Origin of the sequence: Nesterenkonia aurantiaca (assembly GCF_004364585.1) — a bacterium.
In the GTDB taxonomy this organism is placed as follows: domain Bacteria; phylum Actinomycetota; class Actinomycetes; order Actinomycetales; family Micrococcaceae; genus Nesterenkonia; species Nesterenkonia aurantiaca.
Map to the genome: position 1 here is coordinate 192,898 of NZ_SOAN01000002.1, position 24,844 is coordinate 217,741.

Consider the following 24,844-nt stretch of genomic DNA (forward strand, 5'->3'; position numbering starts at 1 on the left):
GGGTGCGCGATGTCTCCGCACAACCTCCGGTCATTGACGTCTCCGGTCTCGCGAAGCGGTTTCCCAACGGCACCCAGGCGCTGACGGAGATCAACTTCCAGGTCAACGCCGGTGAGACGGTAGTGCTCCTCGGGGCGAACGGTTCAGGCAAGTCGACCCTGCAGAAGTGCCTGACCAAGCTGGTCGAACCCACGCACGGTTCGGTCCGGGTCCTCGACACCGAGATCACCACCGCCGGTACTCGCGAGATCACCGCACTGCGGCGCCAGGTCGGAGTGGTGTTCCAACGCATAAACCTGGTGCGAGAGCTTTCGGTGATGACCAACGTCATCCACGGATCGTTGGGCCGGGTGGGCAGCCCGCGGAACTGGTTCGCCGGGACCGCCCGCAAGGACCAGCGTGAGGAAGCCATGGAGGCCCTGGATCGCGTGGGACTGGCCCATGTGGCGCAGCGCCGGGCCGACGAACTCTCCGGCGGTCAGCAGCAACGTGTCGCCATCGCGCGGATGCTGATGCAGCAGCCCAAGGTGGTTCTCGCTGATGAGCCGGTGGCCGCACTGGACCCCAGGGCCGGGAGGTCGGTGATGGACCTTCTGTGGGAGATCACCGAGGAGCGAGGTCTGACGCTGCTCTGCACCTTGCACCAGTTGGAACTCGCCCGGGCCTACGGCCGCCGCGTGATCGCGCTTCGCGACGGAGCGATGGATATGGACACGGTGATGTCCAAGGTGGCGGATGAACAGTTCCAGGGGCTCTACACCACCGAGGACCAGGAAGAGTCTCCGTCTCACGTGACCTTTGAGGGAGCAGCGTGATGACGCATCCCAGCACCGAGGCGGCCATGCGGACACCCCCGGCGGCTGAAGGGCGACCCGCGGCTCCGCCTCGGAGCAAGCCTCCCCGCTGGTCCACCAGTGTGATCGTGGTGCTTCTCCTGGGGCTGGCGGTCAACGGACTGATCCGGATGGACATCTCGATCGAACGCCTGTTCCGGGCACCCGAGAACGTCTGGCGGTTCCTCTCCGGGGCGTTTCCGCCTGATGCGCAGCGGTTCCCCAACTTCGCCGAGGCGATGCTGGAGACCATCGAGATCGCGCTGATCGGCACCATCATCGGGGTGGTGCTCAGCGTGCCTGCTGCCCTTCTGGCCGCGCAGAACACCACCCCATGGAAGCCTTTGGCGCATGCGGTGCGGTTCGTGCTCACGTCGCTTCGTGCCATCCCCGATCTCGTCTGGGCCCTGATCTTCGTCATGGCCGTCGGCCTGGGCCCGCTGGCGGGAATCCTTGCGATCGCCGTGGACGTGATCGGCTTCGCCGGACGATTCTTCGCCGAGCGGATCGAGGAGGTCGAGCGTGGACCCATCGATGCGCTGCGCTCCACCGGGGCCAACGAGATCTCGATCGTGGTCGGGGCCGTCCTGCCAGCCTCGTTCGCCTCGTTCACCGCGACCAGCCTCTACTGTCTGGAGAAATCCATCCGCGGCGCCACCGTGCTGGGGATGGTCGGTGCTGGCGGCATCGGCGGTGAGCTGACCACAGCGTTCAGCCTGCGGCAATTCGACACAGCCTTCGCGATCATCCTGATGATCCTGGTCGTGGTGCTGCTCGCCGAGCAGCTCAGCGCCATGGTCCGGCGCAGGATGCTGGGAGCGGACCAGCTCACGCGCGCGGTCTGACCTGTCATCTCCAAGCGGGCGAGCGGGTTTCGGGTGTGTCGGGTGTTGCTCCGGCCACGGGACGCCGAACGTGCTGGAATGGGCGAAGCAGGGGGGTTTCGAATGCCGAGCCTATGAACGGGAGTCCGTGCAATGCAGACCGCGCCCTACGACAGCTTTGCCGCAGCCTACGCGGCGGACAACGAATCAAATTTCGTGAACGGGCACTACGAACGCCCCGCGATGATCGATCTGGCCGGTGACGTCGAGGGGCGCCGAGTGCTCGACGCCGGCTGCGGATCCGGGCCGCTCGCCGCCGCGCTGATCGAGGGTGGCGCCGACGTCGTCGGGTTTGATCTGAGCCCGGCGATGGTGGAGATCGCGAGGCAGCGACTCGGTGCCGACACCGACCTGCGCGTGGCAGACCTCGGCGAGCCCCTGCCCTACGCGGACGACTCCTTCGACGACGTGGTCGGATCCCTGGTGCTGCACTACCTCGAGGACTGGTCAGCGCCCCTGGCGGAGCTGCACCGCGTGCTCAAGCCCGGAGGGCGGCTGATCCTCTCGGTGAATCACCCCTACGTCTACATGCTCAACTACCCGAAGGCCGACTACTTCGCGACCACCCAGTTCTCCGATGAATTCACCTTCGCAGGCCAGGAGGCGACGCTGACGTACTGGCACCGACCCCTGCCCGCGATCACGTCGGCCTTCACGGAAGCCGGGTTCGACATCGCATCGGTCTCCGAGCCGCCCTACGATCCCGACACGCCGCTCGAGCTGATCCCGCCACCGCTGGTCGGACGGTCCTTCATCTGCTTCATGTTCTTCGTGCTCGAGGCACGGACCTAGGGGGCTCGAACTCAGGGGTTCGAGGCTCGGTCGCCTCTTCACCCCTCGGTTCCCGCGAGGATCTCTGCGAGGCCCACCAAGTCCTCGACCTCGATCTCCGCAGTTCTGAAATAGCTCGGGTAGGCGGCTCCGGTCCGGTTGATCCACGCCGTGCGAAGTCCCGCCGCGGCGGCGCCATGGATGTCCCAGGGGTGCACCGCGACCAGCATCAGCTCATCGACGCGCCGCCCGGTCTGCTGGGCGGCGTACTCGTAGGCCTCCCGGGCGGGCTTCCACCGCGGTGCCTCTGCGACGCTGAGACACCGCGAAAAGTGCTCGCGCACACCGCCGCGAGCAAGCAGCGATTCCGCGATCTCCGCCGAGCCGTTGCTCAGCGTGACCAGCTCTGCGGTCCGGCTCAGCGCGGCGACGGCCGGCGCGACATCGGGGTGAAGCTCAAGGCTCGTGAAGACCCCCAGGATGCGCTCCACCGCCTCGTCCTGGCCTTGCGCTCCAGGGGTCGCTGCCAGGTGGCGTCTCAGGGTGTCCCCAGCGAGCGCCACGAAATCCGGGTTCTCTCCGGTGGCGGTCAGCGCAAACCCGTCACGGAGCACCTGCGCGAACCACAGTGGGGCGCCCGTGGCGGGCAGTCCCGATGCTTCGAACGCGGCGGCGAGAGGTCCCATGTCGGAGAGCGTCTCGTTGACGTCGAAAAGCACCACGGGCGGCGAGGTAGTCATGGCACTCTTCCTACCACGGGCTGGGCTCCCAGGGCCCGGCATCCAGGCCGAGCCACCCGCACACAGGTGAGCTGCCGCTGGGCTCCAGTACGCTCGAGGAGTGACTGACCAGGAGCCGGACCGCCTCAGCTCCGCGACCCCAGATGGCCCGGACTCCGCTGCGGCGGCATCGAGTGGCCGCCGAGCTGCGGTGACCAAAGCCGCGCTGCTGGTGCTGGCGCTGGCTGGGTTCACCGCAGCTGCTTTGCTGCTCCCCCTTCCTGCGCTGGAGGAGATCCGATCCCTCGTCGCCGGGGCAGGCTGGTGGGGCCCATTCGGATTCGGGATCGGCTACGCCGCACTGACCCTGGCGCCGGTGCCGAAGAACGTGCTCTCCATCGGTGCCGGAGTGCTCTTCGGCTTCGGCCCAGGACTGCTGATCGTCTACGTCGCCGCGATGGCCGGAGCCTCGGCCGCCTTCTGGCTGGGCCGGGGACTGGGTCGCGAGGCGGTCGAACGGTTCACCGGCACCCGGGTCGCAAAGGTGGAAGCGGTCCTGGACCGCCACGGGTTCGCCGCCGTCGTGGGCGTCCGGCTGGTCCCGGTGCTGCCCTTCACCGCGATCAACTACTCGGCCGGCCTGACCTCGCTGGGCTGGTGGCCCTACGTGATGGGCACCCTGATCGGGATCATCCCGGGCACCGCCAGCTACCTGGCGCTGGGCGCCTACGGCTTCGAGTCGGGCGCTCGGGCCGAACTGGCGGCCGCCGCACTCGGAGTCCTGACCCTGGCCGGGATCGCCTACGCGGTGCGAGTCCGCAGAAGGAGCACCACGACAGATGTTTGACGCGAGACTCCGGTCTGCGCTCACCCCCGCAGCAGACGCCGCCGCCCGCGTCCTGGACGTGCCCTGGGTGACCCCGAACCGACTCACCGCATTGAACCTGGTGGCGGGTCTGGCCAGCGCCGCGCTGGCCGCGACCCAGCTGTGGATCCCGGCGCTGATCCTGTGGCTGCTCTGCCGACTCGCGGACGGCCTGGATGGGCCGCTGGCGCGGCGTCGTGCGCTGGGGTCATCGCCGGCCTCCGGGCAGGGCGGCTTCTTCGACATCTGCGCGGACTTCATCGTCTACGGGGCGACGGTGATCGGCGTGGCGATCGGCGCGAACGAGGCCTTCGACGCACCCTGGCTGCCCTTTCTGCTGGTGCTCTTCGCCTACTACATCAACGGCGGCGCCTTCCTCGCGTTCTCCTCCATCGCGGAGAAGCAGGGCAGAACGCTCGACGACGGCCGGTCGCTCTCCTTCCTGGGCGGTCTGGCGGAAGGAGCCGAGACCGTGCTGGTGCACAGTCTGTGGCTGATCTTCCCCTTCGCAGCCGCCCCGATCGCGGCGGTCTGGGCGCTGCTGGTGTGCCTGAGCGCGGCGCATCGCGTCGTCCTGGGCTACCGGTCGCTGGGCTGAGACTTCGGCCCGCGGCGTCGTCGCCGGACCAGCCCGGCAAGGGCGCCGGTCGCGGTCTTGACCGCAGGGGAGTCCAAGCCGCCGCTGGCATGAGCGACCGCGGCGTTCCACAGCGCATCGTTGTAGGTCGGGTAGGCGTGGGTGACCCCGGCGAGCTGACGGGTGGTCAGCTTATTCGCGACGGCGAGGCTCAGCTCCCCGAGCGACTCGCCGGCCCGCGGACCCACCAGGGTGCCCCCGAGGATCCGGCCGCGCCGGCCGATCACCAGCCGGGCGAACCCCTCGGCGGCGTCCTCGGTCAGCGCCCGGTCGGTGTGTTCGAGCGAGACCGTCGAGGTCCTCACCCCCGGGCCGGTGGCCGCGGTGTGACCCACGGCGGCCACCTCCGGGGAGGTATAGGTGATCCGCGGGATGGTGCTGCTGACCCGACGCCGCAGACCCAGCAGCGCATTGGAGGCGGCGGTGCTGGCATGGACCCCGGCCAGGTGGGTGAACTTCGGGTGCGCGGTGACATCCCCGGCGGCGAAGATGGAGTGGTTCGAGGAGCGCATCGTGGCATCCACGACCACGTGGCCCGCGTCATCGCACTCGACCCCGAGCCGCTGAAGGCCCAGCCCCTTCGTGCGCGGGGTGCGCCCGGTGGCGATCAGGACGACCTCGGCCTCCAGCCGTCGGCCCGCCGCGGTGGTGACCACCTTGACGCCGGCGCTGACAGTTCCATCACGCCCGTCGGTGGCGGCGTGCACGCGGGCGGGCTGATCGTGGAGGAGCACCTCGACGCCGTCGCGTTCCAGGCTGGCCTGGACCAGGGCAACGGCCTCGGGGTCCTCTCTGGGCAGCAGTCCAGAGCGGGCCAGCAGCGTCACCTCGGAGCCGAGTCGGGCGAAGGCCTGGCCGAGCTCGCAGGCGATCGGGCCGCCGCCGATCACCACCAGTCGCGGCGGCAGCTCGGTGAGATCCCAGATCGTGTCCGAGGTGACGTATCCGGTGTCCTCCAGACCGGGGATCTCCGGCACCGAGGGGAAGCTGCCCGTCACCACCAGGGCCTGACGGAAGCGGATCCGCTGAGCCGCGCCATCGATGGAGCCGGCGGTCCCGGCCATGCCCGCGGCAGCAGCGTCCGAGATCTCGGCGAGGCCCGGGGCGACGAACCGGGCGGTCCCGTGCATCACGGTCACGCCCGCCTGTTCGAGGGCCGCTGGTGAATCAGCGGGCTCTATGGTGGTGATGGTCGCGCTGATCCGTTCCCGGACCTTGTCGAAATCGGGCTCGATGCCCGCGGCCTCGCGGATCATTGCCGCCCGCGCAGCCGCGGAAAGGATGGTCTTCGAGGGCACGCACCCTGTCCAGAGGCAGTCACCGCCGGTCCGGTGCTGCTCGACCAGCACCGTCCGGGCGCCCAGCCGCGCCGCCGTCTTCGCGCCGACGATCCCGGCGGTGCCGCCGCCGATGACCAGCAGATCGATCAGGTCATCCACGGTGAGCTCCTTCAGCAGCGGGAAAGCGAGGACCGGCGCCAGCACATACCCTGGGCGGTGAACCATGGGCGCCGTCGTGCCCAGCGTACGCGGGAGAGGAGCCTGGCCTTGAAGAGATCCAGCGCCGAGAAGTACACGGCGTTCGCCCCCTTCTACGATCTGCTCTCCGCCGAGCACCCCGTCTACGGTGCGGGACGAAGCCGGCTCGTCGGATCCCTGGCGCTGAGCGCAGGAGACCAGATCCTGGACCTCGGCTGCGGCACCGGGCTGAACTTTCCGCTGCTGCAGAACCGGGTGGGCCCGGGCGGGAGGATCGTGGGCATCGATCGCAGCGCCCAGATGCTCGCCCAGGCCAGGAAGCGGGCACAGCGCCAGGGCTGGGACAACGTGATCCTGCTCCAGGCCGACGCCACGACCATGGTCGCCTCCGAGGTCTCAGCGCAGATCGCCGAGGCCGGAGGACATGGCCTCTCTGGCATCGGTCTGGCCACCTACTCGCTGTCCCTGATGTCCCCGTGGGAGCGGGCCTGGGAGAACCTGTGGCAGCTCACCAGTCCCGAGGCGCAGCTGGGAGTCCTGGACATGCAACGGCCCAGCGGACTCAGCACGCCGATGATCCCGCTGGCCCGGGTCGCCTGCTGGCTGGGAGGCGCCGACATCGAGGTGCACCCCTGGACGGCGGTGGGACGAGACTGCGTCGATGTGCGGGCCGACTCGGCGCGCGGCGGTCACCTTCAGGTGCGCACCGGGGTCAAGCCCGCGGGTCGACGATGATCTTGACGTGCGCCTCGTTGTTGGTGATCAGCTGCTCGAAACCTTCAGAGACCAGCCCGTCGAGGCCGATCCTGCCGGTGATGAACGGACCGAGGTCGATCTTGCCGTCCTCCACGAGTTCGATCACGCGTTGGTGGTCGTTGGAGTAGCCGATGGTTCCCAGCAGCGCGATCTCCTTGAGCACCAGCTTCGGCATGTCGACCGCGGGCTTGTGCCCCCAGATCGAGACGTTGACGATGACTCCGGCCGGCCGCACTGCATCCAAGAGCATGTCCAGGACCACCGGGACCGAGGAGCATTCGAAGCCGACGTCGGCGCCCCGACCCTGGGTGCGCCGGCGCACCTCCTCGGCCACATCGACCTCGCGGGGATCGAAGACCTCATCGGCGACGCCGGTCTCCCGCGCCTTGGCCTTGCGAGCCTCGGAGAGCTCGGAGATGAAGACCGTGAGCCCTTCGGCCTTGAGCACCGCGGCGGTGAGCAGGCCGATGGGGCCCGCCCCGCCGACGATCGCGATGTCACCGGTCTTGGCGCCGGACCGGACGAAGGCGTGGTGGCCCACGGCCAGAGGCTCGATCAGCGCAGCGTGATCGAGCGCCACGTGGTCCGCGATCGGGTGGACCCAGCGCCGTTCGACCACGATCTTCTCGCTGAGTCCGCCGCCTCGGCCGCCGAGGCCGATGAAGTTCATATCCGGGGAGAGCTGGTAGTCGACCCCGGGCCTGGCCTCGACGTCCTCACGGATGATGTAGGGCTCGACCACGACCTTCTGGCCGGGGGCGAGATCCGTCACGTCCTCGGCGACCTCGGTGACGGTTCCGGAGAACTCATGTCCGAGCGTGACCGGGGCGGACTCGCCCGAGATCGGGTGCGGGTGTCCGTGGGCCGGGACGAAGATCGGGCCTTCGAGATACTCGTGGAGGTCGGTGCCGCAGATGCCGCACCAGGCGACATCGATGGCCACGTGTCCTGGCTTCAGCGCAGGCTCCTCGATCTCCTCGATGCGGATGTCTTTGCGGTCGTAGTAGCGTGCTGCGCGCATGGCGAGGGTCTCCTGAGGGCTGATCCGAGCGGGGTCGAGACTCTCGCAGACTACTCCTCGCACCCTGGCAGAGCACCAGGTCTCGCGCAGGGAAACTCTTCTGCACCCCAAGAGAGAAGGTATGGCTCCTCACAGGATTCGTGATCGTGGTGTGCTTCATCCTGCTCATCAGCCACGACCTGGCAGTGGTGGGGATGCTCGCCGACCACATCCGGGTGCTCTACCGGGGTCCGCGCGGCAGAAAACCCAGCGTTTTGGTGTAGCGTAACGGTCGTTATTGTTTTCGATCTTCTGGGGGCCCACAGTGCGGACCTTTGTAGTCAGCGGCATGGCCCTGATCGCCGCGACCTATGGGCTGGCGCGCTTCGGGTACGGGCTCTTCCTGCCCCGGTTCACCGAGACCTTCGAGATGAGTTCTGTGGTGTCCGGCTCGATCCAGGCAGGCAGCTTCCTCTCGTTCTGCATCGCCGCCGTGATGGCCACCCGTCTGGGCGCTCGGCCCCGTCTGGTGGTCACCTGTGCCGGTGCGACGGCTGGGCTCGGAGCCGTGGGGGTGGCCGTATCTCCGCATGTCCTCGTCTTCGCCGTGAGCGTGATGATCGCGGGTGCCGGTGCAGGGTTCGCGACACCCGGACTCGTGGCCCTGGTGGAGTCCAATGTCCCAGCTCAGCGCCGGGAAAGTGCCCAGACGGTGGTCAACGCGGGAACCGGTGCGGGGATCGTGGTCGCAGGTCTGCTGATGTTCCTCACCCTGGGTCAGTGGCGTCTGGGCTGGTGGATCATCGCCGCAGTCGTCGCGGCGGTCACGCTGGCCGTGCTGAGGACGGACAGGTCCTCTCGGGCGCAGCCACGCGAGCAGCAGGAGGCCACACCTCAGACTCGCACCCGGCGCGCCGGTCTTCTGGCGGCTCTGAGATGGCCGATCACGGCCGCGCTGCTGGCCGGAGCCTCCAGTGCCGCCATCTGGACCTTTGGGCGTTCCATCATGGCGGAATCCACGGAGGGGGGAGAGGCGTACTCGATCCTCGCCTGGATGGTCCTGGGAGCCTTCGGGATCTTGGGCGCGCTTGCCGGCAAGATCACCCGAGCGGCCAGCGTCGCGGTCGCGTGGAATCTCACCACGGTGGCGATGGCCCTCTCGACGATCGCTCTGGGGCTCGCCCCGGGGGTGCCGGTTTCGGCATACCTCGCCGTGGCCGTCTTCGGTGCGGGCTACACCGCGATCTGTGGCGTCTTGATCATCTGGGCGGGTCGCATGGTTCCGGATCAGGCCGCTGCCGGCACTGCGGTGCTGTTCATCGCGCTCGCCGTCGGCCAGGCGATCGGATCTGTTGTCCTGGGGGTCTTGTTGAGCCTGGGTTCGGAGGCCCTGGCCTTCGGCGTCGCGGGTGTCCTAGGGGTGCTGGCTGTTGCGCCCACCATGGCAAGAGCCGCGACGGCGTCTCCGGAGCGTGCTGCGCTCAGCTGGTGAGCTCCAGTGACGGGGTCGCCCGGTTCAACTCTGGGTGTAGGCCTGAACCGCCGCGCCGGCCAGGCGCTTTCCAGCAGTGATCGGGCTCCGGGGGTGACCGCGCAGAAACGCGGTGAGGGCCCCGTTATAGGCCAGCAGCACTGCGTCGGCGAGGTCTTGCGCGTGGTCACCGGCCAGCGGGCGGGAGAGGTGGAGCAGCCTGGTGCGGAGCAGGGCGGTGTCCGCGTCCAGGACCTCTCTGATCTCTCCGGTCTCCGGCATCATCTCGGTGGCGGTCGCCAGGAAGGCACACCAGCGCTCGGGGTGCTGCGGGGTCTGCGCGTAGGCGGCACGGGCGTCGAAGACTGCCAGCAGTCGTTCGGTGTCATCGTTCGCGGAGATCACGTGCTCGTCCCAGGTGCTGCGCCAGTCCGCGAAGCGGACCCGGAGGGCTTCAGCGATCAGCGCGTCCTTGCTGCCGAAGTGTGCGTACAAGGTGGCCGGGGAGACCTGCGCCTGACGGAGGATCTCATCCACCGGCGTGGCGCGGATGCCCTCTTCGAAGAGTATGCGGTCAGCAGCCTGGAGCAGTCGTGTGCGCGCGGGAACCTGCTGAACGGTGCTCATCAGGCCATTCTAGGCCGTCAGCTGCGCAGGCATCTCCGTGCGCTCAGCGCCCGACCCGCTCGACTCCCTCGAGGATCGCCTCCTGCACCTGGGCCTTGCCCAGGGGCAGGAAGTGCCCGCGGCTGCCCAGCTGCACATTATGCGCGGCCTCGAGGTGGCTTCCACCGGGGATATGCGGGTCGAATCGCCCGTAGATGGACACGATCCTGCGATTCACCTCAAGGCTGGCACCGAGCGCGGCGAGTTCTGGGGAGCGCGGCAGGAAGAGCCGGAGCGCCGGAAGCGGCAGCAGTCGGGCCAGCGGTGACCCCTCGAACGGGGTGTTCAGCGTGACCAGTCCGAGGATCAGTTCGGTGTCGATATGCCGGGTGAGCAGCAGCTTCCCGATCAGTCCACCCTTGCTGTGCGCCACCAGCACGCAGCGTCCGATGCCTTCCCGTCGAATGTGTCCATCCACCAGGTCCGCCATGTCTTCGATGGTGCCTCCGTTGTAACCCAGGTCCACCACGGCGTGCACGTCGTAGCCCGCTTCCCGCAGCACATCGGCCACCGGGAGCATGAAGGACCAGGTCTCATAGATCCCCGGCAGCAGCAGCACGGAAGGCTTCTCCGACCCGGGCCTGCGGTAGACCTGCGGGTCCGGACCGCGCAGCAGCCCGGAAGCCTGCCAGCGCAGCGCGTAGGCGTAGTCACGCGCCCAGGCGCCGAGGTTGAGGCCGAGCTCCGAGACCACCCGCAGGGGCCCCCGCGCGCCGGAATACCCCGCGTCCATGCCCGGGCGTCGAATCATGCGGGCATCGACTGCTGGTCCGGGCGCTCGTCGTCGAGCGCCGCCAAGAACGGCGCACACGCCGAGGCGAGCTCCTGCGCGCGGTTGATCTGCAGCGCGTGCGGAGCATCAGAGATCTCCACCAATCTCGCGTCCGGGGCGAGTTCCGCCAGCTGCCGCGCCCAGTCGGCCGAGGCGATCGGATCCTTCTCGCCACGGACCACCAGCCCGGGGATGGTGCAGTGCTGGATGGCCTCCTCGGTCCGGTGGCTGAGCATGTGCCGGACGGTGTCGAGGTAGCGCAGCGGACCCATCCGCAGGTAATTGCGGAACACGATGACGTTGTTGCGCGGCGGTTCGCGCAGGGTGTCTCGCATCAGCCGCGAGCTCTGGCCCAGGAAGCTGCGCGCGGCCGGATCCGTGGTGGGCCCGATCAGCACATAGCCGGCATACAGCTCGGGGTGGGTGGCGACGGTGTCAGCGGTGATCTGGCACCCCATCGAATGCCCGACGACGACGGGGCGGTCCAGCTCCAGGAGTGTGGCCACCCCGGCGACCACCTCGCCGAGCTCCGAGATGCTCAGTGCGCGGTCCGGGTTGGGAGTCTTGCCATACCCGGGCAGATCCACCGCGTAGACATCGTGGGTGGCTGCGAGCGCGTCGGCAAACGGCAGGAAGTACTCGCCAGACATCCCCAGCCCGTGCACCAGCAGGATCGGTGGGCGCTGTGTCGTGCAGGTGCTACGGACGTCCACGGCGTGCTCGCCGACCTGCAGCCGCCGGGTGCGCAGCCCCACACCGGGCGTGCTTCGCTGGATCATCGGGCCCCTTGAATTCGTCGAGTGATGCGGGAAGCGCGCATTCCGGCGCATCTCCGGCTTTCCATCGTAGCGAGGCGGGGCACCTGCCGAGGCGGGGTCCCGCATCGCTGGCGCGTCTGGCAGCTACTTGCTGCCGCCGGTGAGCCCAGAGGTGCTCGCCTCAGGCGAGAGATCAAGACGGCGCAGCAGCTGGGCGTTCAGGGCAACCACGACGGTGGAGGCCGACATCAGGATCGCGCCGATGCTCATCGGGAGTACGAATCCCACGGGGGCCAGCACGCCAGCAGCAAGCGGCACTGCGGCGATGTTGTAGCCGGCAGCCCACCACAGGTTCTGCTTCATCTTATTGAAGCTGGCCTCGGACAGTCTGAAGACGGAGAGCACCGAGCGGGGGTCTGAGCTTGCCAGGATGACTCCAGCGGATCCTATGGCCACGTCGGTGCCGGCGCCGATGGCGATGCCGACGTCGGCCTGGGCCAGGGCGGGAGCGTCGTTGACGCCGTCGCCGACCATAGCCACCTTCATGCCCTCGGCCTGGAGTTCCGCGACCTTCGCCGCCTTGTCCTGCGGCCGGACCCCCGCGAAGACTCTGTTGATGCCCAGATCCTTGGCCACAGTGTCGGCCACAGCCTGGGCGTCCCCGGTGATCATCACGACCTCGACGTGTCTGGCGTGCAGCGCCTGGACGGCAGCGCGGGACTCGGCGCGGGTCTCATCCGCAAGCCTCAGCGCTCCCATCACCTCACCGTCCGCCAGGACGTGCAGGATGATCGCGCCTTCTTCGCGCCACCGCTCGGTCACCGGGAGCGTGGCCTGTCCGCGCTGATCCAGCAGATGCGGACCGCCGACCTCCACGATGCTGCCAGCCACTTCCGCGCGGACCCCGACGGCGGGAGAGGAGGTGAAGTCCTTGGCCTTCGGCACGCTCAGCTCACGGCTCCTCGCCGCGCCCATGATCGCTCTTGCCAAGGGGTGCTCGCTGTCTGATTCGGCGGCGGCCGCGAGGGCCAGGACGTCGTCCTCCCTGCGACCCGTCACGGGGTGGACCTCCGTGACCGTGGGCTCCCCCTTGGTGAGTGTGCCGGTCTTGTCGAACAGCACGGCATTGACCGTGCGCATTGACTCCAGCGCCAGCCTGTCCTTCACGAGCACGCCTGCTCGGGCGGCTCGTTCGGTGGCGATCGAGACCACCAGGGGAATCGCGAGGCCCAGGGCGTGGGGACAGGCGATCACCAATACGGTGATCGTGCGGACGACTGCGGCGTCAGGCATGCCGAGCGTCGCCCAGGTGATCGCGGTGAGGACCGCGGACCCCAGAGCGAACCAGAACAGCCAGCCCGCGGCGGTGTCGGCGACGCGTTGGGCCCTGGAAGAAGATGCCTGTGCGTCCGAGACGAGCTTCTGGATTCCGGCCAGGGCGGTGTCTTCTCCGATGGCGGTGACTCTCACGCGCAGCCCGGAGTCCGTGGCCACTGTGCCGGCGACGATCTGCTCGCCGATGCTGCGGTGGACCGTCTTGGATTCACCGGTGACCATGGATTCGTCCATGGAGGCGCCTCCGTCGATGATCATCCCGTCGGCCGGGACAGACGAGCCCGGCCTGATGATCACCACATCGCCGACGACCAGATCGGCGGGAGCGACCTTCACGACGTCGTCACCGTCGAGCTTCTCGGCCTCATCCGGCAGCAGCGCAGCCAGGGAGTCCAGCGCCGAGGTGGTCTGCGCCAGCGAGCGCATCTCGATCCAATGGCCCAGCAGCATGATGACCACGAGCAGGGCCAGTTCCCACCAGAAGTTCAGCTCGTGATCCAGGATGCTCAGCGTTGCGCCCCAGGAGGCGAGGAATGCCACGCTGATCGCGAGCCCGATGAGCAGCATCATCCCGGGCTGCCGACTCCGGATCTCTGAGACTGCGCCCGTCAGGAAGGGGCGGCCGCCCCAGAGGTAGATCACGGTGCCCAGGACGGGGGACACCCACCACACCCAGGAGGCTCCTGGAAGCTCGTAGCCGAGGAGGTGCGCAAACATCTCATTGAAGCCCACCACGGGTATGGCCAATATCGCCGTGATCCAGAACAACCGACGGAACTGACCGACGTGGTCCCCGTGGTCTCCGTGGTCTCCGTGTCTGTGTTCTGAGTGTCCAACGTCCGCCTGGTGTGCAGCGTCTACATCGGGATCTGGCGCAGTCTCGTGTGGTGCTCGCGGTGAATGGTCCATACCCGCATGTATACCCCCAGGGGGTATAAGGGTCAAGATCTGATCGCGGCGTGAGCTTCATCGAATCTTCAGGGAATCTGAGGCCCTTCGCGGACCCATCACCGATAGTGTTGATGGCTGGCCATTTCATCCTCGGAGGAGATCTACTGATGCAGCGCGTGAACCGCAGACGTCTCATCGCTGGGGGTCTGGGCGTGCTTGGAGCGGGTGCCCTGGCGGCCTGCTCGCGGGATGTTCAGTCGGAGGCCCCGGCCCCCGAATCGACGGCATCGCTCTCCCATATCCATGCGATCGTCCGCGATCCCGTCGATTCTTCGGTCGTGCTGCTGGCAGCGCACGAGGGTCTTTTTCGACTCAGCGATCAGCAGCCGATCGCCGTCGGCCCCGAGATCGATCTGATGGGCTTCACCGTCACCCCAGACGGGCGCTACCTTGCGTCTGGACACCCTGGACCGGGGGTCGACCTCCCGGAGCCGCTCGGACTCATCGAGTCCACGGATCGGGGCGAGAGCTGGAACGTGATCTCCCGAGGAGGCGAATCCGACTTCCACGCGCTGGCCTCGACTTCCGATCGCGTGCTCGGCTTCGACGGGGAACTGCGACTCAGCGAGGATGGTCAGACATGGACGACCCTGGCCATCGGTTCCATGCCCGCCTCCGTCGCCATCGCCGAAGCCAGCGGAACCATGCTGGCCGCGACCGAGGACGGCGTTCTACGCTCAGAGGACGGAGCCTCATGGGACCGCCTGGACACGCCGCAGCTGATCCAATTGCTGACCTGGGTCGATGAACAGACGATCGTGGGCGCCAGCGTCGAGGGACACCTGCTGATCAGCCACGACGCGGGGGGCAGCTGGACGGTCAGTCAACAGTCGCTCGGAGAGATCTCTGCACTGGGCGCGGGTCTGACCGTCGAGGGTGCTCTCGAGGTGCTCGTGGTGGCGGGAGCGTCGGTGCTTCGCACTCTCGACGGCGGGGAGACCACCGAGCGGCTTCTCTGAGCCGCTCGGCGGACACCTCCCTCAGAGGTTGGTCAGCAGTTCTTCCATCTGCTCGATCTCAGCCTGCTGAGACTCGATGATGGTCTCCGAGAGCTCCAGGGCTTCGGGGTTCTCGCCCTCCTGGAGGTGCTGCTCCGCCGAGGAGACGGCGCCTTCATGGTGGACGATCATGTGCTCCAGGTACATCGTCGAAGCAGTCGAACCGGTGGACGCATCGAGCTCGTCGAGGTCTTCCTCACTCATCATGCCTTGATGGCCCATCCGGTTCTCGCCCATGTCCCCGTGGTCCATGTCCTCCATGTCCCCCATACCCCCCATGCCGTTGCCTGCGTCGTTCTCACCCCAGGCGTCCAGCCAGGATTCCATCTGTTCGATCTCCGGGCCCTGTGCGTCGCGGATGTCCTCGGCGAGGTTCGCGACCTCGGGCTCGACGTCGTCCTTCTCGAGGAGCATCTCGGACATGTGGACCGCCTGCTGGTGGTGCGGAATCATGCCGGAGAGGTAGTCGACATCGGCGTCGTTGTACTCCGCTGAGGTCTCCTCCGTGGCCTGCTCCTGATCGGACGGGGTTTCGCCGGGCTGGTCCTCGGAGGCGCCACAACCGGCCAGCACGGCTGTGAGCGCAAACGCGCCGATGAATGCTGCGGATGTCCTGGTCTTCATGGTCTGCTCCTGGGTTGAGATCATCAGTGCCTTGCTCAGGAGTCAACCGCACGGCTGGTCCCGGTATTGCCGAGAAGCGCGATCTTGAAGAAACCTTCATCAAGTGCAGACCGGGTCTTGATCGGACCCTGCCGCCGTGACCCTGCCGCCGTGCCCTTGATGCTCGGCTCAGCGCGGACGCCGGGACAGTCTGGGTGCCCGCAAGAGAACCTCGAGGGGCCCTCGGGTGAAGCGCTGCCGCCAGAGCCAGGCGAACGCCATCAGCGCGAGGACTGTGGAGGCGCTCGCGATCACGCCCTGGAGCAGTGTGTCCGGTCCCGGGCGGACGATGAGTGCGAGGATCAGCAGGTGCCCGACGTAGGCCGTCAGGGCCAACTGGCCCAGGAAGACCAGCGGAGACGCCAGCGGGTGGGACCACGTGCGGATCTTCAGGCACGCGCCGAGGACGAACACCGCGGAACCCGTGCCACCGATCACCCACAGCGGCATCTGGGAATGGGCCACTGAGCTGAAGAGTCGCTGCCAGGCCAGGTGGCTCGTGGATTCACCGAAGATCGCGACCAGAAGGAGAGACGCCCCGCGGGCCCCGATCGCTCCAACGGCGCCCCAGATGATCAGACGGGTGCTGACCCTCGAGTCCGTGAGCTCCAGGCGTCCCAGCCAGATCCCGAGGATGAAGGGCGCGGCCCAGACGATCAAGGGGTAGGGGCCGGTCAGGACGATGCCGGTGAAGATCTCCCACAACGGGTCGGAGGCCGAGACCGGATCTCGATCGAAGCGTCCGTCGGTCTGAGACTGCACCGCGAGCCAGATCAGCGGGCCTATGAGGGCGCTGAGGCCTGCGGTGAGAAGCAGGGTCCTGTTGGCCGCCCGGAGGAGTGGAATGCAGAAGAGGATCAACAAGGCATAGATCTGCAGAATGACCGAGACGTCGTGGGCGAGTTCCTGGAGTGCCAGGCCGCCGAGAAGCAGCAGGGCACACCGCCAGAGCAGCGATACCCAGGGCAGCGGGTCGTGCTGTTCGCGAGAGCGTCGCGTCATCAAGGAGATGCCGATGCCGCCGAGCAGGACGAAGAGCAGCGAGGCCCGACCGTACGGAACGCGGTAGATCAGCTCCAGGAACTCGTCGTCCCCGCGGGGACCAGTGTTGACCGCGATCATGCCGATCACTGCCAGGCCGCGCGCCGCGTCCAGAGCAATCATCCGCTGGGCGCCGGAGCGAGGCGGCCTCACTCTGGAGGTCTTTCGCTGAGACAACACTCCCGCTCCCTGTCTGATCTGTGGGTGGGCACCCTGACTGCGACCACGCGGCTCCCGACTCTATCCATCCACCCTTGAGAGGGTCCTCGGAGACACGGATCCTTCATGGAACCTTCAGAGATTCGGGGGCGCTCTGCGGCAGCTCGACGGTGAAGACTGATCCGCTGCCCGTCCCCTCACTGAAAACCCCGACGGATCCGTGATGGGCGGTGACGATGGAACGCACGATCGCGAGCCCGATGCCGGAGCCACCGTGGCTGCGCTCGCGTGCACTGTCGGCGCGGTAGAAGCGTTCAAAGATGTGCGGAAGATGGACCGCATCGATTCCGTGGCCGTTGTCCGCGACCTCGAAGGACACGGATGATCTCGAAGTGCGGGCACTGAGGAGCACTTCGTCCTCGGGGTCGGTGTGATGCAGCGCGTTGTCCAGAAGGTTGGTCAGGACTTGACCGATCCGGTCGCGATCCACACTGATCGTCGTGGCGCGTGCCCGCGGGCCGGCCTTGATGATGAGATGCACGCCGGCGCTCTCATAGCGGGCCCGAATCTGGCCAGATGCGGCATCGAGAAGCTCGCCGACCTCGATGGGGGCGGGACGCAGGTTCAGGCGCCCCTCCTCGGCAGCGCTGACGAGGGAGATGTCCTCGGCAAGGCGTTTGAGTCGTTCAGCCTGCTCTCTGAGCATCCCCAGCGTCTGTTCGTCGGCGTGAGCGATCCCGTCCTGCATCGCCTCGAGATAACCATCGATGGTGGCGACGGGTGTGCGCATCTCATGAGCAAGGTCGGAGAGAAGCCGCTGACGTGTGAGCTCTGTGCGGTCAAGCTCTGCGGCCATGCCGTTGAAGGCGGCCATCAGTTCAGTGAACTCCGCTCCGATGCTGCTCTCGGGGACCCTCGCGGAGTAGTCGCCCTCTGTGATCTCTCCGACGGCAGCGCGGATCTTGCCGATCGGCCGAACCAGTCGACGCACCAGGATCACGGTGACCACGAGGGAAGCCCCGAAGGCGGCCAGGAGGGCCAGCAGGAGGGAAAGTCTCCAGGCCGCGTCGAAGGCCTCTTCTGCGTGTGCGACGACCCCAGGATCAGGGTCACCGGAGTCGACCATCTCCATATGGTCATCGAAGATCACCGGTCCCACGACGAGAGCGACGGCCCAGGCCGTCACCACCGCCACGCACAGCACCAGGATGAGCGCCGCCAGAATCCGGGTGCCCAGCCCGCTGAGACGTCTCTGCCGGATCATCGCTGCGGCCCCGCCTTGTACCCGATGCCCCGGACGGTGTGGATGAACCGTGGGTTCGTGGGATCCTCTCCCAGCTTCCGGCGAAGATGCCCGATATGGACGTCGACCAGGTGGTGATCGCCGAACCAATCATCGCCCCACACCTTGGCGATCAGCGCGCTTCGAGAGAGCACCACCCCGGGCTCCGAGAGCAGAGCGGCCAGCACCTCGAACTCGGTCAAGGTGAGATCCACCGGCTGCCCGCGGAGCCGGACTTCGCGCCCCGCAAGATCCACGTGGAGATCCCCCAGCTGATAGGTGTCAGGGTTCGTGGCGTGGGCGCCTCGGGGCCTGCGCAGCATCGCCTTGACACGGAGCACCAGCTCCCTGGGGCTGAAGGGCTTGGTCACATAGTCATCTGCGCCGACGGAGAGTCCGATCAGACGGTCCACCTCTTCAGCGCGGGCGGTGAGCATGATGATGTAACAGTCCGAGAACATGCGGATCCGGCGGCAGGCCTCCACGCCGTCCATGCCCGGAATGCCGAGGTCGAGGATGACGACCGCGGGGTTCGCTCGGCGAACGATATCCACAGCGTGGACGCCGTTTCCGGTCGCCTCCACGCAGAACCCCTCGCGGAGAAGGTACTGCTCGATCAGGTGGACCAACGGCGCCTCGTCATCCACCACCAGGATCTTCATGGGACCTTCCTGGAGGGCAGACATGGACCCGATCCTAGATCAGCGAGGACTCCGAGTCTCGTCGGCGTCTGCCCCGCACGATGCTGACGCGCCCCGGCACCCGTCTCATCGACGCCGGCACAGTGGGGCTTCCGGGCCTCAGCCGTGACGACGGATCGGGGCGAGGCCGTTCTCGGGCTCCGGCTGGTGGAACTCCCGGATCAGCGGGGCCAGCAGGCCGGGCTTCTCCACGATCGCCCCGTGAGTGGCGCGAGGGATGACGGCGAGCTCGCCGTCGGGCAGCGCCTCGAGCATCTCGATCAGGTGCGGCCAGCGCACCTGATCGTCGTCGCCGACCACGATCAGCACCGGCAGGCGCAGCCGCAGGAGGTCCTGTGTGCTCAGATCAGGCTCCCGGTGGTGCAGCTGCTGGGCCTTCTGCACGACGACGGGCCAGTGCTGCCCGCCGTCGGGGGATATCGCGGCGTAGGCCTCGCGCATGAACTCCGGCGGCTCCCCCTCCAGCACTCCGTCGAGCCAGCCGGACCGGTGGAAGGCGGCGCCGCCGAAGACCAGGCTGCGCACCAGCTCAGGTCTGCGCAGCGCAAGGTGCAGGCCGACGATCGCGCCGTCGCTCCACCCCACGATGTGGGCGGGTGTCGTATGGGTCTCAAGGACCTGCGCCACCGCCTCGGCCATCTGAGTGAAGGACCAGGCGCCGTCGACGTCGGGGGAGCGGCCATGGCCCGGGCGATCCACCAGCAGCCGACGGTAGTCGGGCAGCTGCGCGCTGAGCGGGGCCGTCGCGGTCGAATCGGTTCCTCCGGGGTGCAGGAGCAGCAGCTCCTCGCCCACACCGGTCTCGGAGAACCAGGGGGTGCGCGACGTCATGATCGGAAGCTCCTCATCTAGGGGTCGTTCGAGGGCTCGGCCCGGCCCATGTCGTCGAGCCAGCTCGCATGCCAGGCCAGAGCGGCATTCCAGTTGATCGTGGTCTCGTTGGTGGACCAGGAGTCCGGGGCGTCGACGTAGCAGAACTGCGGCGGGCAGCCATCGAGGTCCTCCTGGGCCGTGGGGTCATCGAGGGTGGAGTTGGCCCCGCCGGCGAGCTTGCCCGCAGGGAACGGCGGCAGCCGCTCGTGATCGGCCGCGTACCAGCGGCTGTGCATGTTCTCGGAGGAACGCGTGCCGTAGCCGGAGACGTAGGAGTTGTTGATCGCATTGCGGCCCAGGACGTAGTCGATGGCCTCGATCCCTGCATCGCGGTACCGGGTCTCGCCGGTGAGGTCGAAGGCGGTGGCGATCACCGCGGCGTTGTTGAGCACCATGTGATTCGACCCCCAGTCGTAGTCCTGCGGGCCGTAGGGGTGCCCGAAGGGCTGATCCGTCTGGATCCTGCTGTAGCCCTCGGCGGCCTGGATCACCGACTCGACGACAGCCTCGCGGTCCACCAGATCACTCTCCACGGTGGCCAGGTCCAACCGCGCGGCGGCTGCGGTGTTCTGCCAGTCGAATGCCGGGGTGCCGAAGACCTGGTCCTCGGCGCCGCCGACATGATGCTCGCTGCGCAGCACCGCGTCCTCGTAGATCGCGGAGCCGGTGCTCAGATACAGCTGGGCGGCCGCCCAGTAGAACTCATCGGTGAACTCGTGATCGTTGTACGGACCACCGCCGGCATCCGGGTCCGCAGTATCGGTGCTCCGGTAGATGTCGGAGTGTGCGACGGCGGCGTCCCAGGCAGATTCCGCGGCCTGGAGCAGCGCCTCGGCGAACGCGGCGTCGTGCTGCTCATAGATGCGTGCCCCGTGTGCGGCGGCGGCTGCGAGGTTCAGCGTCGCGGCGGTGGAGGGCCGGTGCAGATAGCGCGGCATCGGGTCCTCGTGCGGGAGGGTGTCCGTCCCGGTCCAGGCGATATCGTGCATCTTGTGGTGGGCCATCCCGCCGGCGTTGATCTCGACGCCGTCGATGGTCATCCAGGTGTCCGCGGGAACCTGCATGGTGAGCATCCATTCGAGGTTCCAGCGGACCTCGTCGAGGATATCGGGCACCCCGTTGCCCCGCTCGGGGATCAGCAGGGTCTCATCATTCAAGGCCTGGTCCACGGTGGTCTCCGCGTTCCGGCTTCGCTCATAGGTGGAGAGCAGCTGCCACACCGAGATGCCGGAGTTCACCACGTACTTGCCCTGGTCGCCCGCGTCATACCAGCCGCCGGTGACGTCCAGGGCGTAGCCCTCTGGGCAGCGCCAGGCGTTGGGGCCGCCGTAGACGTCCGCGCTGGCGCGCTGCTGCGCACCGTTCCACTCGAAGCGCTCCACCGGCAGGCAGGGCACCTGCAGATCCCCTCGGTTAGGGGCGTCGGCGTCTGGCAGCTCCGCCTCGGGTGGGAGGAACTCCGAGAGGTGCCCGGCGGGACGCTCGTACTCCTGCCGATGCAGGACGCCGTCGACCTCGATCGGTTCGATCGCAATCCCGGAGCGCTGGGTGTAATAGACGTTGAGCGCATCATGGCGCAGCGAGCTGTAGAGGTCCTCCGCGATGTCGAAGGGGTAGCTCGGCTCACCCTCGGCGCTCAGCGTGTAACCAGACCCGGAGTCGGTGTGCTCGGTGAAGTCGATGGTGTGCACGGTGAGCCCCGCGGAGGGGTCGAATCCTTCCGGGGAGGAGGTCCCCTCCGCGGCGAGCTCGCCGTCGTCGTCGCGCAGCTGCCAGCTCACGGCCTCGTGCTCCTCGGTCACCAGCGTGGCGCGTTTCGGACCGTCGGGCAGGTAGCCGAGCTGATTGACGCGCACGCGGGGCCCGAGCTCCTGCCCGAAATCCGCGGCTGTGGAGGTGGCTGAATGCTGGCCTGCGGGACCTTCCCCGGCCTGGGAGCTCTCGTCGGCGCAGCCCAACAGGGCGACAGTGACGAGGAACGTCGCTGCCCCCAGGACAGGGCGGGAGCCGTCGCCCGGTGTTGCGCTGGGGTGCATCGGAGATCCTTGGTTCGGCGGGGGACGGCCCGCATCGGTGAACACTCAGCAGCGGCACTGGTCCTGAGGCTCCTGAGAAGCAGTTTTGGGTACCGGCGGTTCAGAAGTCAAAGGGTCCGGGCCGAGACTGACGTGGCGGTCGGCGTCGGGGCGCACCGCAGCTGCCGCGACCCTGGAACGCAGCACGGGAACCTGCCGAGAAATAAACCTCGCCCCAGGTGGTGTTCCCCGGACGAGAGCACCCACGATCTTGAGGATTTCTGATCTTATGCGCGACCTTCACCAGCTGTTGAACAACACCATCGGCTTCGGCACGGCACCTCGGGGCAACATGTTCCGTGAGATCCCCGAAGACGAGGCGCTGAACACCGTCGAAGCCGCCTGGGAGGCCGGCATCCGCTACTTCGACACCGCCCCCTTCTACGGCGCCGGTCTCGCCGAGAAGCGCCTCGGCGCCACCCTCGGGCAGAAGCCCCGGGACGAGTTCCTCCTGAGCACCAAGGTCGGACGCTACATGTCCGATGAGACCGAGGAGAAGGAGGGACTCTTCGCCGACGGCCGCAGCAACAAGGTCATCACGGACTACACCGCCGAGGCGACGCGGAAGTCGCTGGCGCAGTCGATGCAGCGCCTGGGCACCGACCGGCTGGACTTCGTGTTCGTCCACGACATCTCCCAAGACTTCCACGGCGACGAATGGATCGCGAAGTTCGAAGAGGCCCGCACCGGAGCCTTCCGCGTCCTCACCGAGATGCGCGAGCAAGGCCTGATCAAGGGCTGGGGACTCGGCGTCAACACCACCGAGCCGATCGAGCTGGCCATGCAGCTGGACGAGACCCCGCCGGACCTGAGCCTCTCGGCCACCCAGTACACGATCCTGCAGCACGAGAAGGCGTTGGAGCGGATGATGCCGAACGCTGAGGCGCAGGGCGTGGGAATCATCGTCGGCGGGCCCTACAACTCCGGAGCACTCCTGGGTGGGGACTACTTCGACTACGCCGAAGCTCCGCAGTCGGTGAAGGATCAGGTGACGGCACTCTCTGCCGTGGCGGCCCGCCACGAGGTGGACCTCAAGGCGGCCGCGCTGCAGTTCTCCACCGCGCACCCGGCGACCGTCGCGGTGATCCCCGGTTCCAGCCGACCCGGCCGGATCTCGGAGGACCTCGCCGCACTCTCGGCGACGATCCCCGGCGCATTCTGGGACGAGCTGGTCCAGGAGGGTCTGATCTCTGCGAAGGCGCCGCTGCCGCAGGGCTGATCGCGGCGGCGGCACGCGTGATCCGGTAGTCCGAGGGGTCGCGGGAGGCAATGTCACATTGCCTCCCGCGGCCTGCTAGGTCTTCTCTGGAGCGCGCCCGTCGAACCGAGGGTCTCGTCCGTAGTCCTGGAGGCGAAGGTCCAACGCCGCCTGGACCTGGTCGGGGGCATCGTCTCCGAGGAGCAGCCGCAGCCGAGCGTCGTCGGGATCCTTCACGTGGGCCAGAAGTGCGGCGGCGATCTCGGAGGCGGGTGTGCCGTCGTCGGCATCGCTCACGGGCCACGGCACGGTCGGGCTGCCGAAGAGGGTCTCGCGCAGACCGTCGTAGGCGGCGACCGGGGTGCTGAAGCGCATGCTCGCTCCGGCCCAGTCGGTGGCGATCGCGCCAGGCTCCGCGAGCGTCACCCGGATGCCGAACTGCGCGACCTCGGCGGCCATCGCCTCGCTGAAGCCCTCGAGTCCCCACTTGGCAGCGTTGTAGAGCCCCAATGTGGGCATGGTCCCGACGGCGCCCACGGTCGAGATCTGGATGATATGGCCGTGGCCTTGTTCACGCATCACCGGGATCGCGGCCTGGGACAGCCACAGCGGTCCCAGCAGATCTGTCTCAAGGATCTCGCGGGCCTCCTCCTCACTGACCTCTTCGATGGCGCCGATCAGCCCGTAGCCGGCGTTGTTCACGACGACGTCGAGGCTCCCGAACCGCGCGACGGCGTCCGTCACGACCTGGTAGGCGGCGGCGCGGTCCCGGACATCAAGTTCCCGCAGCAGGAGCCGATCCGAATAGGGGAGGTCGTGCGCGCCGCGGACGGTGGCGACGACGGCGTGCCCCGCATCCAGGGCAGCCATCGTGATAGCCCGGCCCAGGCCGCGGCCTGCGCCGGTGACGAGCCAGGTCTGTTGGGAGGTCATGGACCCAGGATAGTGAGCAGCTGCGCCGCGACCGACTGTTTCTCCTGCGCAGTTGAGTTTTCCGGCGGCTATGTTCCGACCGGAGAACTCAACCAGCCAGGAGGGGTGGGGGAGCTGGGGTTTAGTGACGGTTCACAACTGTGAGCCTCCCCGTCGGGCACCGCGCAGCGTGGCTGGCCTCAACCCATCGGAACACCCGCGCCAAGGAGCAGCACCCCGGCGGCGAGGAAGCCGAGCGTCGAGCCAGCGATGACTTCGCTCCGGGAGTGGCGGCCCAGATGCACCCGCGACCAGATCACCAGCGCCCAGACCGGAATCGTCGCGAGCAGAACCCACCAGGAGAACGCGCTGGCGATGACCACGGCGGTGAGCGCGGAGATCAGCGCGTGCAGGCTGATCTTGAAGACGGTGTTGATCACCGCGACCACCGCCACCAGGCCGACGGCGATGAAACAGGCCCAGCTGACCCAGGCGCTCTCGGTCACGAGCAGGGTTGCCGCTGCGCCCAACAGGGTGGAGGCCATGACGATGGCGTAGAACAGGTGGCGCTGCGCCCTGTTGACGATGAACTTATCCGTTGCCCGGCCGCGCAGGGTCATCGCAATCGCGACAGCCTGGGGGATCACGGCGAACGCGATCACCGAGATGACCGTGGTCACCACCCAGTTGGGGTCTGTGACCACTGCCAGCGAGACCAGCATCAACGCGATCAGCACCGGTGGAGAGAAGACCTCGGACCCGACCCAGGCCGCACGGCCCAGGATGTGCTGCGCGGCCGAGAGACTCGGGCGCTCGCGGGTGCCGGCACCGTCGCCGGCACCGTCGCCGGCACCGCCGTCGGGTCCCGCGTCCTGCGCACCGAGAGCGGAATCGTGGTCGGCCTCGGGACTCACGCGTGGCACAGTCAACGCCCTCCTGTTGCTCATCCGGTGCTGGTTCGTCAGCTGGTCCCCGAACCGGGTTCAGGGTCGACCGAGAGTCTGACACATCAGGGTCGAGTTCACCCAGGTCAGCCGTGGCCCTGT

The 24,844-nt window shown here is 67.7% G+C and carries 24 protein-coding genes; 9 read left to right on the top strand and 15 right to left on the bottom strand.

From position 1 onward, the window contains the following. The first annotated feature begins 2 nt into the window (after positions 1-2). The 3 genes from phnC (at position 3) to EV640_RS03925 (ending at position 2,509) form a co-directional block, all read left to right on the top strand. A complete protein-coding gene (gene phnC / locus EV640_RS03915; protein WP_036477953.1) occupies positions 3-815 on the top strand; it encodes a phosphonate ABC transporter ATP-binding protein in 813 nt (270 codons plus the stop codon). Next, the gene (phnE, locus tag EV640_RS03920) at positions 815-1,678 is read left to right on the top strand and encodes a phosphonate ABC transporter, permease protein PhnE (protein WP_200869356.1); all 864 of its coding nucleotides are present in this window, start codon (positions 815-817) and stop codon (positions 1,676-1,678) included. Before phnC ends, phnE begins: the two co-directional genes overlap by 1 nt. Before the next feature lie 132 nt (positions 1,679-1,810). Continuing rightward, positions 1,811-2,509, top strand: a complete 699-nt coding sequence (locus EV640_RS03925; protein ID WP_036477802.1) for a class I SAM-dependent methyltransferase — start codon at positions 1,811-1,813, stop codon at positions 2,507-2,509. A gap of 38 nt (positions 2,510-2,547) precedes the next feature. Here EV640_RS03925 and EV640_RS03930 read toward each other — a convergent pair whose 3' ends face one another. Further along, a complete protein-coding gene (locus EV640_RS03930; RefSeq protein WP_133725865.1) occupies positions 2,548-3,228 on the bottom strand; it encodes a haloacid dehalogenase type II in 681 nt (226 codons plus the stop codon). A 100-nt stretch (positions 3,229-3,328) separates the two neighbouring features. Here EV640_RS03930 and EV640_RS03935 point away from each other — a divergent pair, with 100 nt between their 5' ends. Both EV640_RS03935 and EV640_RS03940 read left to right on the top strand, forming a co-directional pair. Beyond that, positions 3,329-4,054: a TVP38/TMEM64 family protein gene (locus EV640_RS03935; protein WP_084479750.1), complete on the top strand. Its 726-nt coding sequence runs from the start codon at positions 3,329-3,331 to the stop codon at positions 4,052-4,054. Beyond that, the gene (locus EV640_RS03940) at positions 4,047-4,670 is read left to right on the top strand and encodes a CDP-alcohol phosphatidyltransferase family protein (RefSeq protein WP_036477798.1); all 624 of its coding nucleotides are present in this window, start codon (positions 4,047-4,049) and stop codon (positions 4,668-4,670) included. The genes EV640_RS03935 and EV640_RS03940 overlap by 8 nt, the downstream gene beginning before the upstream one ends. On the opposite strand, the gene EV640_RS03945 is transcribed toward EV640_RS03940, so the two are convergent. After that, positions 4,652-6,214, bottom strand: a complete 1,563-nt coding sequence (locus tag EV640_RS03945) for a dihydrolipoyl dehydrogenase family protein (protein WP_084479749.1) — start codon at positions 6,212-6,214, stop codon at positions 4,652-4,654. The genes EV640_RS03940 and EV640_RS03945 overlap by 19 nt on opposite strands. A 42-nt stretch (positions 6,215-6,256) precedes the next feature. Between EV640_RS03945 and EV640_RS03950 the strand changes: the two genes are divergently transcribed. Continuing rightward, positions 6,257-6,922: a class I SAM-dependent methyltransferase gene (locus tag EV640_RS03950; RefSeq protein WP_036477793.1), complete on the top strand. Its 666-nt coding sequence runs from the start codon at positions 6,257-6,259 to the stop codon at positions 6,920-6,922. Here EV640_RS03950 and EV640_RS03955 read toward each other — a convergent pair. Then, on the bottom strand, positions 6,900-7,964 hold the full coding sequence (locus EV640_RS03955) for a 2,3-butanediol dehydrogenase (RefSeq protein WP_036477789.1): 1,065 nt from the start codon (positions 7,962-7,964) through the stop codon (positions 6,900-6,902). The two genes, EV640_RS03950 and EV640_RS03955, sit on opposite strands and share 23 nt — an antisense overlap. Before the next feature lie 328 nt (positions 7,965-8,292). Here EV640_RS03955 and EV640_RS03960 point away from each other — a divergent pair, with 328 nt between their 5' ends. Continuing rightward, a complete protein-coding gene (locus EV640_RS03960; RefSeq protein ID WP_051501478.1) occupies positions 8,293-9,435 on the top strand; it encodes an MFS transporter in 1,143 nt (380 codons plus the stop codon). Between the two features lie 24 nt (positions 9,436-9,459). On the opposite strand, the gene EV640_RS03965 is transcribed toward EV640_RS03960, so the two are convergent. The 4 genes from EV640_RS03965 to EV640_RS03980 all read right to left on the bottom strand — a co-directional run bounded on the left by EV640_RS03965 (position 9,460) and on the right by EV640_RS03980 (position 13,854). Beyond that, positions 9,460-10,041, bottom strand: coding sequence for a TetR/AcrR family transcriptional regulator (locus EV640_RS03965; protein WP_036477785.1), 582 nt, complete (start codon positions 10,039-10,041; stop codon positions 9,460-9,462). A gap of 43 nt (positions 10,042-10,084) precedes the next feature. Then, positions 10,085-10,831 (bottom strand): alpha/beta hydrolase, encoded by a 747-nt coding sequence (locus tag EV640_RS03970; RefSeq protein WP_133725866.1) that lies wholly within the window; start codon positions 10,829-10,831, stop codon positions 10,085-10,087. After that, on the bottom strand, positions 10,828-11,631 hold the full coding sequence (locus tag EV640_RS03975) for an alpha/beta fold hydrolase (RefSeq protein WP_166645867.1): 804 nt from the start codon (positions 11,629-11,631) through the stop codon (positions 10,828-10,830). The genes EV640_RS03970 and EV640_RS03975 overlap by 4 nt, the downstream gene beginning before the upstream one ends. 123 nt (positions 11,632-11,754) lie before the next feature. Beyond that, positions 11,755-13,854, bottom strand: coding sequence for a heavy metal translocating P-type ATPase (locus EV640_RS03980; protein WP_166645868.1), 2,100 nt, complete (start codon positions 13,852-13,854; stop codon positions 11,755-11,757). A 149-nt stretch (positions 13,855-14,003) separates the two neighbouring features. Between EV640_RS03980 and EV640_RS03985 the strand changes: the two genes are divergently transcribed. Then, positions 14,004-14,855 (top strand): F510_1955 family glycosylhydrolase, encoded by an 852-nt coding sequence (locus EV640_RS03985; RefSeq protein ID WP_036477783.1) that lies wholly within the window; start codon positions 14,004-14,006, stop codon positions 14,853-14,855. 21 nt (positions 14,856-14,876) lie between these two features. Here EV640_RS03985 and EV640_RS03990 read toward each other — a convergent pair whose 3' ends face one another. The 6 genes from EV640_RS03990 to EV640_RS04015 all read right to left on the bottom strand — a co-directional run bounded on the left by EV640_RS03990 (position 14,877) and on the right by EV640_RS04015 (position 21,649). Continuing rightward, entirely contained in the window at positions 14,877-15,518 is a 642-nt protein-coding gene (locus EV640_RS03990) for a DUF305 domain-containing protein (protein WP_133725869.1), read from the bottom strand. Between the two features lie 168 nt (positions 15,519-15,686). Next, the gene (locus EV640_RS03995) at positions 15,687-16,751 is read right to left on the bottom strand and encodes a DUF418 domain-containing protein (RefSeq protein ID WP_133725870.1); all 1,065 of its coding nucleotides are present in this window, start codon (positions 16,749-16,751) and stop codon (positions 15,687-15,689) included. 130 nt (positions 16,752-16,881) lie between these two features. Continuing rightward, positions 16,882-18,021, bottom strand: a complete 1,140-nt coding sequence (locus EV640_RS04000; protein WP_133725871.1) for a sensor histidine kinase — start codon at positions 18,019-18,021, stop codon at positions 16,882-16,884. Continuing rightward, positions 18,018-18,725, bottom strand: coding sequence for a response regulator transcription factor (locus EV640_RS04005; protein ID WP_084479746.1), 708 nt, complete (start codon positions 18,723-18,725; stop codon positions 18,018-18,020). The genes EV640_RS04000 and EV640_RS04005 overlap by 4 nt, the downstream gene beginning before the upstream one ends. A 114-nt stretch (positions 18,726-18,839) precedes the next feature. Further along, positions 18,840-19,571, bottom strand: a complete 732-nt coding sequence (locus tag EV640_RS04010) for an alpha/beta fold hydrolase (RefSeq protein WP_133725872.1) — start codon at positions 19,569-19,571, stop codon at positions 18,840-18,842. A gap of 17 nt (positions 19,572-19,588) precedes the next feature. After that, entirely contained in the window at positions 19,589-21,649 is a 2,061-nt protein-coding gene (locus tag EV640_RS04015) for a glycoside hydrolase family 9 protein (RefSeq protein ID WP_133725873.1), read from the bottom strand. Between the two features lie 268 nt (positions 21,650-21,917). Here EV640_RS04015 and EV640_RS04020 point away from each other — a divergent pair, with 268 nt between their 5' ends. Further along, positions 21,918-22,907, top strand: a complete 990-nt coding sequence (locus EV640_RS04020) for an aldo/keto reductase (RefSeq protein ID WP_133725874.1) — start codon at positions 21,918-21,920, stop codon at positions 22,905-22,907. Between the two features lie 75 nt (positions 22,908-22,982). On the opposite strand, the gene EV640_RS04025 is transcribed toward EV640_RS04020, so the two are convergent. Both EV640_RS04025 and EV640_RS04030 read right to left on the bottom strand, forming a co-directional pair. After that, a complete protein-coding gene (locus EV640_RS04025; protein WP_133725875.1) occupies positions 22,983-23,819 on the bottom strand; it encodes an SDR family NAD(P)-dependent oxidoreductase in 837 nt (278 codons plus the stop codon). A gap of 179 nt (positions 23,820-23,998) precedes the next feature. Beyond that, complete coding sequence (locus EV640_RS04030) at positions 23,999-24,727, bottom strand: phosphatase PAP2 family protein (RefSeq protein WP_133725876.1); 729 nt, start codon at positions 24,725-24,727, stop codon at positions 23,999-24,001. Positions 24,728-24,844 lie beyond the last annotated feature (117 nt).